This window comes from Streptomyces sp. ICBB 8177 (assembly GCF_003144095.1).
Taxonomy (GTDB): domain Bacteria; phylum Actinomycetota; class Actinomycetes; order Streptomycetales; family Streptomycetaceae; genus Streptantibioticus_D.
The window spans coordinates 459,172-472,314 of the sequence record NZ_NSKH01000004.1 but is presented as its reverse complement, the minus strand read 5'-3'; the positions used below and the strand labels follow the sequence as shown (position 1 = coordinate 472,314).

At 67.9% G+C, this 13,143-nt stretch carries 13 protein-coding genes and 3 pseudogenes; 7 read left to right on the top strand and 9 right to left on the bottom strand.

Annotated features, from left to right (window positions below; all coding sequences use genetic code 11):
• Positions 1–226: 226 nt before the first annotated feature.
• Positions 227–1,006 (bottom strand): alpha/beta hydrolase, encoded by a 780-nt coding sequence (locus CK485_RS07765; RefSeq protein WP_109448351.1) that lies wholly within the window; start codon positions 1,004–1,006, stop codon positions 227–229.
• A gap of 197 nt (positions 1,007–1,203) precedes the next feature.
• On the opposite strand from CK485_RS07765, the pseudogene CK485_RS07760 reads away from it, so the two are divergent.
• Positions 1,204–1,455 (top strand): annotated as a pseudogene (locus CK485_RS07760) (transposase); the annotation flags it as partial.
• Between the two features lie 104 nt (positions 1,456–1,559).
• Here the strand turns inward: CK485_RS07760 and CK485_RS07755 are convergent.
• Entirely contained in the window at positions 1,560–2,183 is a 624-nt protein-coding gene (locus tag CK485_RS07755) for a hypothetical protein (RefSeq protein WP_109448349.1), read from the bottom strand.
• 1,014 nt (positions 2,184–3,197) lie between these two features.
• Between CK485_RS07755 and CK485_RS07750 the strand changes: the two genes are divergently transcribed.
• Together CK485_RS07750 and CK485_RS07745 are read left to right on the top strand one after the other, a co-directional pair.
• Positions 3,198–3,419, top strand: a complete 222-nt coding sequence (locus CK485_RS07750; RefSeq protein WP_109448347.1) for a hypothetical protein — start codon at positions 3,198–3,200, stop codon at positions 3,417–3,419.
• Positions 3,420–4,190: 771 nt separating this feature from the next.
• The gene (locus CK485_RS07745) at positions 4,191–4,565 is read left to right on the top strand and encodes a hypothetical protein (RefSeq protein WP_146214501.1); all 375 of its coding nucleotides are present in this window, start codon (positions 4,191–4,193) and stop codon (positions 4,563–4,565) included.
• A 1,146-nt stretch (positions 4,566–5,711) separates the two neighbouring features.
• On the opposite strand, the gene CK485_RS07735 is transcribed toward CK485_RS07745, so the two are convergent.
• From CK485_RS07735 to CK485_RS07710, 6 genes and pseudogenes are all read right to left on the bottom strand, one after another.
• Complete coding sequence (locus CK485_RS07735; RefSeq protein ID WP_109448335.1) at positions 5,712–6,575, bottom strand: hypothetical protein; 864 nt, start codon at positions 6,573–6,575, stop codon at positions 5,712–5,714.
• A gap of 258 nt (positions 6,576–6,833) precedes the next feature.
• Positions 6,834–7,490: a carbonic anhydrase gene (locus CK485_RS07730; RefSeq protein ID WP_109448333.1), complete on the bottom strand. Its 657-nt coding sequence runs from the start codon at positions 7,488–7,490 to the stop codon at positions 6,834–6,836.
• A gap of 206 nt (positions 7,491–7,696) precedes the next feature.
• The gene (locus CK485_RS28715; RefSeq protein ID WP_342673469.1) at positions 7,697–8,092 is read right to left on the bottom strand and encodes an ATP-binding protein; all 396 of its coding nucleotides are present in this window, start codon (positions 8,090–8,092) and stop codon (positions 7,697–7,699) included.
• A 307-nt stretch (positions 8,093–8,399) separates the two neighbouring features.
• The gene (locus CK485_RS07720; RefSeq protein ID WP_109448329.1) at positions 8,400–8,705 is read right to left on the bottom strand and encodes an STAS domain-containing protein; all 306 of its coding nucleotides are present in this window, start codon (positions 8,703–8,705) and stop codon (positions 8,400–8,402) included.
• A gap of 292 nt (positions 8,706–8,997) precedes the next feature.
• Positions 8,998–9,300 (bottom strand): annotated as a pseudogene (locus CK485_RS30030) (STAS domain-containing protein); the annotation flags it as partial.
• A 218-nt stretch (positions 9,301–9,518) separates the two neighbouring features.
• Complete coding sequence (locus CK485_RS07710) at positions 9,519–9,686, bottom strand: hydrophobic protein (protein ID WP_109448303.1); 168 nt, start codon at positions 9,684–9,686, stop codon at positions 9,519–9,521.
• A gap of 135 nt (positions 9,687–9,821) precedes the next feature.
• On the opposite strand from CK485_RS07710, the gene CK485_RS07705 reads away from it, so the two are divergent.
• The 4 genes and pseudogenes from CK485_RS07705 to CK485_RS07690 all read left to right on the top strand — a co-directional run bounded on the left by CK485_RS07705 (position 9,822) and on the right by CK485_RS07690 (position 12,047).
• Complete coding sequence (locus tag CK485_RS07705) at positions 9,822–9,995, top strand: CsbD family protein (RefSeq protein ID WP_109448327.1); 174 nt, start codon at positions 9,822–9,824, stop codon at positions 9,993–9,995.
• 115 nt (positions 9,996–10,110) lie between these two features.
• Entirely contained in the window at positions 10,111–10,434 is a 324-nt protein-coding gene (locus CK485_RS07700; RefSeq protein WP_241968204.1) for an EthD domain-containing protein, read from the top strand.
• Between the two features lie 317 nt (positions 10,435–10,751).
• A pseudogene (locus tag CK485_RS07695) lies at positions 10,752–10,991 on the top strand (TetR/AcrR family transcriptional regulator); the annotation flags it as partial.
• An 849-nt stretch (positions 10,992–11,840) separates the two neighbouring features.
• Positions 11,841–12,047, top strand: a complete 207-nt coding sequence (locus CK485_RS07690) for a hypothetical protein (protein WP_109448325.1) — start codon at positions 11,841–11,843, stop codon at positions 12,045–12,047.
• Positions 12,048–12,241: 194 nt separating this feature from the next.
• Here CK485_RS07690 and CK485_RS07685 read toward each other — a convergent pair whose 3' ends face one another.
• Positions 12,242–12,655 (bottom strand): hypothetical protein, encoded by a 414-nt coding sequence (locus CK485_RS07685; protein ID WP_146214500.1) that lies wholly within the window; start codon positions 12,653–12,655, stop codon positions 12,242–12,244.
• Positions 12,656–13,143 lie beyond the last annotated feature (488 nt).

Sequence of the window (13,143 nt, the reverse complement as noted above, 5' to 3'; positions counted from 1 at the left end):
AGGCCGATCCGCGCGCGCACAGTCTCGCGCTCGTCGTCGGTAAACTCCTGCCCCCGCATCTGGGAGACCGGCCGCCAAAGGGTGGCCGCGAAGCTGTGACAGGAAACGACCATTTCGAGTTACTCGATGGTGTGCTCGATCCTCCGGACGGCCGGGAGTGGTCTCGCTGATCCCCGCCTCGAGTCTCCTCGGAATTGTCGAACCTGGCGCGTTTCAGGAGCGCACGTCAGTCGGGCTGATCGCAGTGCTCGACGAACACGCGAAGTCTCCTGGCGAACCGTCCAGGGTCCACGAGGTGGACGAAATGCCCACCACCCGACCACTCCTCGACTTCCGTGTCCGGTAGCCGGCCAAGTCGTTGGCGTTCGCCATCCGTTGCCGGCCGTCCGAACACTGCGAGGCATGGAGTTTCTATGCCGGTCGTCGCACCGTCGATCCACGCCTGCAGGTCGGCCGGTTCGGTCTCCAGGACCTGAGCCCAATAGCCGAGCACCACATCCTGCTTGACCACGTGCGTCTCCAGCACCAGCGTGCGGGTCGGTTCCGGAATACGGTCGAGTCCGAGGCTGTCTTCGAACCTCTGCCACACCTGCCAGAAGGCAGGGCCCCGCAGCATGGGAGCGATCTGGTGGAGCATCTGCGCGAAGGGGAGGACCTCGGTCGCCTGATCGACCAGAACCAAGCCGCGCACGGGGTGGGCGGACGCGTACAGCGCCGCGAGACCAGCCGACATGGAGTGCCCCACAACAACAGGGCGCTCGACGCTCAGCGAATCCAGCAACTGGCGAAGCTGCCGAGCGACACCTTCCAGGTCTGTCGGTTCCCCTCCGCTGTCACCGTGCGCTGGCAGGTCGATGGCGATACTGCGGATCGAGCCGTCCAGTCGCTGGGTGATCGGCCTCCAGACGCGACGGTCAAACGTCAGCCCATGCAGAAAGACGACCGGTGTACCGCTCCCCTCCATATCGTAAGCCAGGGCGGGCGCCGGGGCCTTCTCCGTTGCCATGGCGCGCCTCCTCGAGAGAGGTTTCGCTACAACAAAAAGATAACGCACATGCGCAGGGCGCGCCGCTGACGGCGATGCACAGTCTGTCGAGAGCGACGGGCAGTGCGTAGAGTTCCTAACGGAATGCGGTTGGGCTGTGACCTCCGGCTGGCCGACTCGGTTGTTCGGGTACGAGGAAGCGCGATCTCCAACCGTGGCTGGTGAACGACGAGTTGTGGTCTCGGATCGAGCCGTTGCTGCCTCTCCGGCAGTCCCGGCATCGGCATCCGGGCCGGAAGGCTCTGGATGATCGCAAGGTGCTGTGCGGCATCCTGTTCGTCCTCTACACGGGTATCCTGTGGGAATGGCTGCTGCCCGTCGAGCTTGGTTTCGGCTCGGGCATGACCTGCTGGCCCAGGCTGCGGGGCTGGAACAACGCCGGGGACTGGCAGCGCCTGCACGAGGTGCTGCCGGCCGAGCTGCGATCCGCTGACCGGCTGGACATGTCGCGGGCGGGTGATCGACAGCTCCCACATCCGGGGGCTCAGCGGCGAACCAAAACCGGTCGGAGAAATCAGGCCCGCTTGAACAATTCAGCGTGGCCGTCCGGCCACCCCTTACCAGCGAGCCAGTCCTTGAAGCCGGGCTGATCAGGTTGATCGAGTCCCTCGATGAAAAGGTACTTGCGAGGGATGTCGCCCTCGTGAGCCCACGCGCCGTTCGTCGACCTGCCGCCCAGTCCCGTGGGCTGGTCGCCCTTCAAGGTGCCTTGCGAGAACAATCCTGGTTCACTCAAATCCAGCATTCGGATTTTCACGTTGACGGCGCTTTCCGATCCGACACCCCTAACGATTCCCGAAACTCCCTTGATCCCCTTGACCGTGGCATCCCACATGAAGACGTGCTGGTGGTGCCCCATTTTTTCGCTGCCTTCAGAAAGCTTCATGTCAAGGCTCGCGGCTGTCTTGAGGCCGTTCGTGTTGAGCGAGAGGCGTAGCTGGTCGAGGCCAGCGCCTTGCTTGTCGACAGCGACATGGGTGTATTCCGGGGAGTGCTGTTCCCGGTCCGGAGAGCGCTGCAGGCTCGCGCCGAAGGCGGGCCGAGCGGAAGCGGATTGTCCATGGCCCACGTTCTGCGTCTGCCGCTGCAGGGCGCGCGCAACGGCCGCATTTCCAGCGCTCTGCTGGAGTGCCGTCACAGCACCGGGCGTGAGAGGGGCAACGTGAGTGAGTGCCGGCGGATTCAGAGCGCTCGAGGGGGTGCGAGAAGTGGGAGGCCGAGGTTTCGTCCTATCCGGAGTCTTGCCTGGATCGTGTGCATACATGCGACGAAACCTTCTGGTAAACGTAAAGTGCCTACGATACATCTTTAGGTGGCAAGCGTGGTCGATCGCAAGGGCAGAAGGGGCACTGTTCGCTGCCCTTTGGGGCGCAACCTCAGAAGCGGCGGCGTCCCGTGGCGCAACGTCAGGTACATGCCTCAAGAGGGGCGCTACCAGCACCCCATCCTCCACCCGCGTTGCCGCAGCCAGCCCCGCTGGTTGATGACGACGATCCTCACGGCACTCCCATCGGAACCCGGACTGTATGGGCGACACCGCGCTGCCATCTGGCCACGGGCCCGGACTGCTGTCACCGGTTACCCGGCGGCGCATTCCATCGTCGGGGTGCCTCGGATCCGAGCAGCAGTACGGCGCCGCTAGGCCATCGAGGGGCCGACGGCCCCGGTCCCCCGGCCTGGCCTTCAGTCGAGGCGGAGATGCACCCAAACGAGGAAGCGGCGACGGGGCGCAGGACATCGGCTCGCTACAGCCGAGGAGCTCTACGACACGTCAGGCCGTGTCGCCACGCGGGGCTCCCTCGTTCTCGTGGCGGGTTGCGGTGCTGCTGCACATGTCCCCCGCCCCTGCCGTAAGGAGAGAATTCCGATGATGATGCTAAAGGCTGTCCCGCAACTCGGACAGGGGCTCCGCGCGGGGTGCACTGCCCGCATATGTGGCCTTCGGCGCCACGTGACAAGTCGGCGCAAAACGGCTTTAGTTAACGGGGCAGGCGGGCGCGAGGCCGCACTCGAAGGGATTACGGGACAGCCCTTAGGACCCCTGAAAGCACTCGGCGCCACCGCGTTCGTTGTTTTCGTCGCGGCCTCCGGAACCGGCACCGCCTCGGCGGCCGACGGACCGATCGAGTCGGCTGCGGACACTGCCGTAGCGGTGTGGCAAACGGTCCCCGCCCAGCAGATCGGCCGACTGGTGCCCGCAGGCGGCCCGGTCGTCAACAGCGTGGACGGGGTGATGAATCGACTGCCGGAGGAGCTGGGCCACGCTGCGGACCACACGCTCGACAGCAAGTCCCGCCCCATCGGCACCAAGGGTGTGCTCGGCCTGGTGCCCACTGGGTTGGTTCCGTCCAAGGGACTCTCCCTCGGTCGCTGACCGCGGAGCCCTGGCAGCATCACTCTGCTTATCAGTACGTAAGTCGGCGCCCTACTCGAAGGTGAAGCCGGACTGGAAACGGATCGGGGCCCTCATCTGTATCCTCCGGCAGGAGCGGTTGACGGCCTCGGAGTCCCCGTCGCTGCCGCAGGGCAGCCTGTGGTAACCAGTGTCGGGGCACGGCGCCGGAGAGTTGCTGGTCCCGTGCCGGGTCTCGTCCCCGGGCTGATACGGCCGTAGGCCACATCGGCGAGACGACCGGCGCGGGCGCCGGTCGTCGGCGTGCCGCGTTCCCTTGCCAGCCGGGTCCAGCCATCTGCCGTCTTGCCCAAATGCGCTGAGCACCGCGGCATGGCCTCTCCGGCAGGCCCGGGCCAGGCGGCCGGAAGGCCTCGATCTCGGGGGGCGGTCAACCCGCCTTGGACGACCCGGAGCACTGCGGGTCATCTGAGAGTCCCTTCGCAATGCCCTCGTTGCGGTTGCGGCACCCCGGTCGTTATGCGCATTTTTACAATGCCTGCCCCGTTTGCCGTCCGTAGGCTGTTCCTCCTCGGCACCTGGCTGCGCTCCCAGGCATCAAGACCTGCACCGCTGGCCTGTGTCGACCAACCGGACATCGGGACTCGGCGTCATACGGATGCCCGTGTGACGTCATCGGATCAACGGTATGCGTCGTACCCGACCTCACCTCAGCGCGAGGTCTCTGTGCGACACGGAAGCGTCATCGATCAGGAGGACGACATGAACCGGAACTTCGCAAAGCGTGCGGCCATGACAACAGCTGCGGCTCTCGCCGCCTGCGGCCTCGCGGCCGGCGCGGCAACGGCGGCTCCGGCCGCTCACTCGGCCCGTTCGGCCGCGCTGCACCCACTGTCGTGCACCGGCCACAACGGCTACGCCTACATCTCCATCAGTGGCGGCCCCAGCGGCTTCACCGTCAGCGGCAGCGGCAGCGGCTTCTTCGGCCACCTCCAGATCACCGGCCCGAACGGCCTGAAAGTCAGCGGACCCCGCGACGTCCCGAGCCCCACTCTGAGCAACGTACACGGCACCGGCGCAGGACGTGTCTACGTCATCGCATGGGCAGCCAACTCCGACGGAAGCGGCTGGCACAACGTCGGCGAGCCCAGCTGCGCCGTGTACTGACACCGGGGACATCGGCGTCGATCGCCCCCGGACTCGGCCCGTGCGTGATGCTGTAGTCGGGCTCAACCACGACCAACACGGCCGCACCTGCACACAGCAGAGCACGGCTCGGGAACGGCACCCCTATCTCACCGCGGACCGTACCCGCGAGCACGACTTGCCCGAACTGCGTGGCCCACTGCTACAGCACCGCCACGCAGCCGCTCTGGACCGAGGACTGCGCCGGCCTGTCAGCCGTGGCCTGCGCAGCAGCCGCGTCCATGCCTGCGGCGACTCGCCCGGACGCGCCGGCGGGAGCCGGCGCGTCCGGGCGAGGGAACAGGCCAGGTGCCGGGGCGGGGGTGCCCCGTTCGGCATCGGTCCTCAAGTGCTGCCGCGGGTGAGCCAGACGCACATACATCGCCCGGCGCCCCCAGACCGCAGCGGGCGCTGATCGGCGGCCATGGTCAGCGGCCTTCGGGAAGGACTCGATGGTGCTCGCAGGTCACCCATCACAAGACAGCGCTCACCCTGTTCGAGCCCCACTGTGGCACCTGCCGCTCAAGGGCCACAGTTGGTGGGACCCGGCCGGCAACCGACGGACCCTAGCGATATCGCCGTGCGGCCTGCCCGCCGGGCTGCGCCGGCCAAGGCCGTTCGACTCGGCCGTGGGCCGTGCGCAGGCCCTGGTGTCGAGAGCGGTGGTGATCGGCAGAGACCCTGGCCTTAGTTCAGGTGCGGGGTGTGTGCCGTCGTCCGCCGACGGTGACGGGCGCCGCCATGTTCCCCCCAGTACAAGACGATGGCGGAACCGGCTGCGATGCCCAGTACCGCGCCCACCAACGCGCCGAACACGCCCCCCGACACCGCACCCAGCACAGCGCCTCCGAAAAGTCCGGAAAGCGTGCCCAAGAAGAAGAGCGTGCGAATCCTCTTGTCCACAAAGACCACTTCCTTTCCGCGCGACCGCCTTCCCAGCCGTCGGTCCAGAAAACCAACAAGGTGTCAGGTATCACTCAGTTCACCGGCGCGGGTGAACTTGCTGGTTGACCGAGCGTCATGACGGCCCTTTGGGTTTTGCGTCGCCCAGCGCAACTCTCTGCACGATCACCTGTACCCACGCAAGGCGCCCCCGGGCACGATCGTGTCTGCGACCGGAACGGTTTGTCAGGTCTGGGGCCAAGGTTCTTGGTGGGGGATGGTGGACAACGAGGGGCTGGTGCCGTCCGTCCAGGCGGTCAAGACTCCGTCCCATCCTTGGGAGGCGGGGTGTCGCCACTCCCCTGGCCACGCCGCTTCATCGTGGACCGCCCCACCCGACTGCCGGCCGTAGCAGACTGGTTCTGCTTCGATGCCGATGGTGTGCCCGGCGCGCCGGTGGCGCCCGGTTTTGAGGCTGTCGCCCGTCGGTGGGGCCAGCAGGCCTTGTGCGAACAGCTGCTGGACCCGCTTGACGATGTGGGTCAGGTCCATGCCGAACTGGGCCGACAAGGTCTCCAGGTCGACCTCCGCGTGCCAGCTGTTGACCAACACGGTGTCCAGGGCCGGCGACCAGCCGATCGTCTGGCCCGGCTGGCCGGCCTCCTCGATGGTCACGGGCTCGGCTGCAACGGCTTGCGAGGGAGTTGTCGTTGCCGGTGGCTGCTGCTGCGCGTCGGTCGGGACCGACGACAGGCTGTCGGACGCCGGCGGCATCAGTTCGGACGGCTGCGGCACCGGTGAACACGGGGAGTCGTTGGCTGCACCGGTCTGGGACGCAGTTGGAGCGGTGTTGAGCAGTTCGTCGGCGGCCTGTCGGGCCTCACTCTTGCCTACGGTGCGCCGTGCCACGCGCACCTCCCGCTCGGCCAACCCCAGCATGGCGGCGACGGCACCGTCACTGCCCACCGAGACCGAGAATCCCGCCAACAACCGCAACCGGTCGGCGCGGGCCTTGTCCAGCAAACTCTGGGCGTCCTTGACGTGCTCATCACTGCGGCAGAACGCCTCCGCCAGAACCTGATGGCGACTCCACAACTCCCTCGGCTCCATGACCTGACCAACTCAACCCGACCTTCCAGGTACGGGGTGCCGGACATATGCCACCCGATCGCTCTAAAAGGCCATCAAGGAAGCTCATACGGCAAACCACCCCTGGGCATCCGCACCGTCCCGATACCCGCTTCGGTCTCGCACACCCCGCTAACAGCGGGGCGGTAAGGGCGCAGCAGCACCGAGCGACGCGTACAGCGCGGTCATTCGGCAATCACGCTGAACGTTTCCGTCCCAGCTGCGGCGCCAGCACCTTCGTCACTCCGTCGCCCACCCGGCGCGGTCGACCTCTATGGGCAGACCACGGTCGGCGACCAGGTGTGCGGTTCCGACATCCAGCCGGTAGAACATGCCCACCATCGCTGCACGACCGTCGGCCACCCGCCGGGAGAGAGCCTGCGAGCGCTCCATCAGCAGGTCGACGGTGCGCCGAATGTGCTCGGCGATGACCTCGCGTTCCTTGGCGAGGCCGTTGGCACGCGCGGCGAGCACGCTGGGAGCCACACTCGCGATCACGTCTGTGACGTACCCCGAAGCGATCTCCCCGTCCTCCAGTGCGCTGCGGGCTGCCGCAACGGCACCACAGGAGTCATGGCCCAACACCACGACCAGCGGGCAGCCGAGCACCTCCAGCCCGTACTCGAGGCTACCGAGGACTTCGGGCCCGAGGATGTGACCCGCTGTTCGCACCACGAACAAGTCCCCCAACCCTCGATCGAAGATGATCTCGGCGGCCAGCCGCGAGTCGGAGCATCCGAACAACGCGGCGAACGGCCGCTGTCCCGGTTCCAGCTCCGCACGACGCGCCGCATCCTGGTTGGGGTGCAACGACGCACCCGCAGCGAACCGGCGGTTGCCCAGCTGGAGCAGTTCGAAAGCCTCCCGAGGAGTCGGCCTTCTTCCGTCTCCGTCCATATCCGCAGGTTACAAGCACGAGCGATCGCCCAATCAGGGCCGAACAGCCCAATGATCGGCCGCCAGGTGGACCGTCTCCGCCCAGGCACGGTCCGACCCGGCGGAAGGCTTTCGGGCGCGTTCGGGGCGGGGCGGCGTCGGCCGCAGCCGGACGAACGGTCGGTGGTGAGTGGGGGCCGATGGTGAGCGAGGGCCAGTAGGGGCCGTCAGTCGAAGCGCAGGCGGAAGGTGGCGCTGATCGTCTTTCCTGCGGTGTTCGGGGTGATGCTGAGGTGTTCGGCGACGGATTGCACGATGGGCCAGCCCAGTCCCCCGGCCCCGGCCCCGGACAGCGCATCTCCCCCCACAGCGGTGTGAGGCTCGGCAGTGTTGTGGTCGGCGACCTCGACGTGCAGGAGATCGCCGGTGACGGCGGCGTGAAAGCCACGCAGCCCGGCGCCGTGCCGCAGGGCGTTGGTGACCAGCTCGGAGACGGCCAGCGCGACGTCGTAACCCACCTCGGTGCTCACGACGCGCCCTGTCCGCCTTCCGTAGCCGTCCAGCGCTCCTTGCACTTGACGACGGGCCTCGCCCGCACTCGTGGGGACACTTTCAGCACCCATGCGCACAGGTCCGCCCGGTGCCTTCCCGGTAGCGCTCACGAGGTACCCCTCCTCCTTCCAGCGCAGATCCGGTCTTGCGGACATCTGCCCTCTACCGGGGTCCTCACACGGCTTTCCTCACGGAGCAGTGAAGCTCATCACACCACCGCATTTCACGATGCGGAAGCCCTGGAGGACACATTCGGTTCCACGCTGCGCCTCACCAGGCACACCGCCACCGCGAGGCCTCGCCGAGGGACGGGCACCCATTCGATCCGGCGCTCGGTCGTGCCTGCTATGGCCCGTCGGCACCGCCGGCTCGCCGTCTTCAGCCTGCCGTGGCGCATGCCCATGGTGCTGCGGGGAACAGGCGGGCGGCTTGGCGGATCAGGCGTTGCGGCTGGGGGCGCAGGCCGACGAAGCGCGGTGTGGGGCCGTCAGACTGGGGGCGGGAGAGCAGGTGCAGGCCGGCGGCGTCCATGAACGGCACGTGGTACAGATCCCACGTGACGCTGGTGACCGTCGCGGGCAGCGCCCGAGCGGCCTCGAGCAACCCGGGCAGGGCGTCGTGGTCGATCTCGCCGTGCGGGGTGATCGCGGCGGTCGCGCCGTCGATCCTCGTGGTGATGTACATGCGGGCGGCCCCCTCTCACGGGGGACACGAGCCCAGTGCCACCAGTCGGCGCAATGCCGGATGGCACAGGCAGGCGGTGAATGCCCGTGTCGGGGGCAACGTCCACCGTCTGTGAAACAGTGCCCACAGCGGGGCACCGGACAGGCTCTCTCGTTCCTCCACCGTCGCACAGCCCGGCAGAACGAACAAGGAGGCCCCAGCAGGCAGGGTCACATCGACGGGAGCCGCGGTGGTGGTGTGTCTGTCCGACTCGCTCCATCTCCGACGTCAGCGGGAGGAGCGGGAAAACAGTCAGGGTGCTGGCGGCGTCCAGGAGGCGCCGCATCTGGCGGGACAGTGAGTCGAGGAGATGGAGCTGCTGCCCGGCTTCCTTGTGGCGGCGGCGCGCGTCCAGCTGGAGGGCCAAGGCCGTGGAGTCGGCGAAGGTGACGCCGGACAGGTCGACCACCGTGGTCCGCCCGGTGCCGGTCACGGACCGCAGCGCCTCCTGAAGTTCTGCGCACGAGTCGATGTCGATCTCACCCTCGACACAAAGCACGAGAACGTCCCCGCGTCTGTGGTGGGTGACTCGCGCTCTGGCCGTGCTGTCATCCAAACGGACAGCCTGCCAGGCCCCCGGCCCGCGACGGAAAGGGACGAGGTGACGGGGCGGGCCATTGGAGGTGCGAGTCCCTCACGGGGATTCGGCCCGCCCCGCCAAGAATTCCCCTACCCCCGTATCGCTGTACTCACCACCGAAACACCCACACAGACGGCCGGGGCGCCGCCCCGTTTCGGGCGGCGCCCCGGCTGGTTGCGGGATCCGGTGTCAGGTCACCATCGGTACCAGCGACTACGGCCTGCACCTTCACCGGTGCGGACCAGGAAGCCCAGCAGCCAGATGACCAGCACCGCGACCGCCACCCACCACAGAACCTTCAACGCGAAACCCGCACCGAAGAGAATCAGAGCGAGCAACAGAACGAGAAGCAAGGGACCCATTGTTCATCCACCTCCACCACGACCGGTGCCCCTGCCTCGAGCGATCATTCCTTCGGGTTTTCGTGGTTTGACGAGCCGTTCGCTGGTGAGGCGTCGGGTCAGCACGAACTGACCTTTCAAGGGAGGCGCGAAAATATGAGTGCCGAGCAGAAGGCCAAGGCGAAGGCCGAGCAGACGTCCAGCGCGGTGAAGAAGACCGCGGGCAAGACGGTCGGCAACGAGTCCCTGCGGGCCGAGGGCGAAGCCGAGCAGGCCAAGGGCGACGCACGCGCCACGAAGGAAAAGGCCAAGGACACCCTGCGCCCGTGAGCAGACCCCCGGCCGGGCACAGGGGATGAGAGGACAGGGGTGGGACGGCTTCGGGGAAGCCGCCCCACCCCTTCCTTCTGCGTACACGCCGACACCGGCAAACCGCGTCGAGGGAATGTCGTACGAGCGCTTCGTCGAACACCACCGCGATCGGCACGCCCCACTGTTCACCTCCATCCCTGAGGCGCAGCGCTACGTGCGCAAGTACACGGTGTCCCACCCGGTGCCCGCTGAGAACTACCCGCCCCGGGCCTACGACGGCCTGGAGATCTGGTTCGAGGCCTGGGCGGACCACGACGCCTTCTTCGCCTCCGAGAACTACCGGACCGCTGGCCAACCCCGACGAACCCCGCTTCATCGACATGGCCTCGGTGGCCGTGATGGTCACCGAGGAGAAGAAGGTCATCTGACAGATGAAATCAACCGGTCCGCGAGCTGAGTACCCGCCCGTTCATCGCCCGATGCGGCACTGAACACGGCAGCGGACTGGGCAAGAAGCGCTGGGGCGTGTGCAAGTCACCTCCGCCGTGCTCCACTGGTTCCGTTGCCCGCGCCACCGTTGGATCCGGGCAGACACCGCCCAAGCCCTCCTGACGCTTGGCTGCGGGATCATCTGCTGGCGACGTCTCAAGGCGTCTGGCCTGAGTACTTATCAGGGCTCGGCGGAACGGGACATCGGCTGGCTTCATAGCGGAGCCCGTCAACGAGCAGGGCGACTATGTGTTCGTCACCGGCGTGGTCCAGAACCCTCCCCACCACTCCTGTGGCAAAAGAATCGAGGCGGCCGGAAACCCCCTGCTGCAGCGAGCCATTCGCGACAAGGCGGTCGCACCGCATGTCACCCTCCACGACCTGCTGACCCTCGCTGTCGGCATCGCCCTGGCCACCGAGCATCACGAGGACCCCGACACCCAGGCCGGCCGCCTCTTCCACCTCGCTGTCGAAGGGCTCAGCCCTGCGCGCGGCACCGTTGGGGCGCCTGGGAGATCCGCATGAGCAGCGGTTCGCTGACTCCGACGTACTGGCGATCGCCGGGCGATCACGAGGCGGGCTGGGTGCCGTTGGCGGCTTGGCCGTGCGCGCGTGCCTGAACAGGCAGTTCGCCGGACCCTACGGCTTGGCTGCGCTGGAAGACCTCAGCGACTGCGCCAGCTGCGTCGGACAGCCGGGGCACACCGGCGCATCCTGCCGAGGCGCAGTGTCCGTGCCCTCGTACTTCGCGCCCGTCGAAGGTAGGCACACCAGCGATGTCCCGTGCTCGGGTCCTCCTGCACCAGCCCTTGTCAGTGCACTGCGGCACGGGCGCCCCGGCGGCAGGGGAATCACTCCACACTCCGCGCGCACGGCCCGGGCGAGACCGCCGCAACCACCGGAGCGGCAAAGAACGCGGGGACCGCGGAGGATTCGCTTCATCGACGCGGCTGATGCGGGGGCTCTGCGGGTGCGGTGCCCGGCGCCGTCGAGACGACCGTCGCGGTGGAGTCCTAGGAGCGGGGCCGAGTAATTCCCCAAGCACCGGGACGGTGGCCTCACGGTCCACGACATCATCGCCCTCTCCGTCGACTGAGGGCGGCAACTCGGGCCCAGATGGCGTTCGGTTCAAGACGCCGGGGTCATCGCGCCCGGCTACACACGGGGCCGGCCGCGGCGCACGGCCTCCGCAGCTCTACACCGCTCGTGCAACTCTCGCCGTGAAGCACGGTGAACGCTTCCAGGCGCCGAGAGCCGCCGATGCAACGGGTGCGCGAACGTGCGACATGCAGGCCCGGTCCTGGAGTGGCTCCCGTCCACCCGGACGGGCGCCGCCGCCGTGCACCCGGCGTCCGATGTCGGGATGCTGGAGTCGTGTCCGATCCCCTGCCGCTCCGCCTGGTCGTCGAGCCGCCGTCGCGGTCCGGCGGCCGCCGTGTGCGGGTCCGCAACGAAGTCCTTGGGGTGGCGTACGACCTGGCGGACGTGATCGAGTTCGCCCGGCGTGCGGGACTCATTGATGTGGATCCGACGGATCCGGTGGTCGACTGGCGTGGTGGCGGCCCTGAGGTCTGGATCTGACGGGGTCGGGCCCGCCTCGGGTGGACCAGTCTGTTCGCGAGCCGGTACTGGCCCGCTTCAAGCGCTTCGCGTTCGTCGGAGGGCCGGTGGGCAGTCCGGCAGATCCAACCACTTCCCCGGGGCGGTCGACGAACGGGCCGGCCCCAGGGGCGCCTCGGCTCTTCAACGAAGGGCTCTGCGCGGCGTGTTGGGGATCAGCGGACCTGAACGGTCGTCGTGGGCGAGGCCTGGTGTATCGAGACGTGCCGGGACATCGGCGAGGACGCCTCGGTCAGGATCCCGCGGAACTGCAACCGGCCCCGGTGCGCCGGGCGCACCGTGAAGTTCAGGCTCCCGCCGCCGTAGTAGGCGCCGTGCGAGCAGCGCAACGTGACCCACGCTCCCTTGCCGGAGCGTTCCTGCACACAGAAGCGGTTGTAGGTGGAGTCGTCGTCCCCACCGTTGCCGACCAGCCGGACCGAGGCACCCAGGCGCACGGTGTGCGGGCCGGCGGTGAATGAGATGTCGGACTTCGCCCAGGCCCCTGCCGCTGTCAGGCCGACCGCGGTCACTGCCACCGTTCCGACGGCCATTCCCCGCAATGCCGTACGGCCGATACGCACGCTCATGGATTTCCTCTTCCTGTGGTCTCCACGGCCCCCCGGGCCGACGGAGGCTGGTCAGGGCCTCACATGCCCGGCGGCTTTCACACAGGGGAGACAGTCGGCGTCCAGGAGGCGTTGCCCCGGAAATGTCACTGTTTTGAAACACCGTCAGCCCGAGGTAGCGACGATCGCCGCCGCCGCAGCACGCCGGGGCCTGCCCTGGCGGTGGGCATGAGGGCAGTCGCACCACAGCCTGAGCCGGCCGGCGTCTCCCAGGTCGTCGGCTCCGTCACCACCCTGATAGCCGGCCTGGTTGGCCTGGCACGCTCACTCCGCACACCCGCCCGAGGTCCGCCGCCTGGGCTACGCCGCCCTCGGCGTCTCCGCGCTCTGCCTGGCCTGACGGGGCTGGGTCGACGCCCCCTACGACGGCCACGGCTTCGACGCCTCGCCCGCCGCCGGGACGTGGCTGGTCTACCTGCTCACCGCGCTCACGCTGGTCGCTTCGCCTG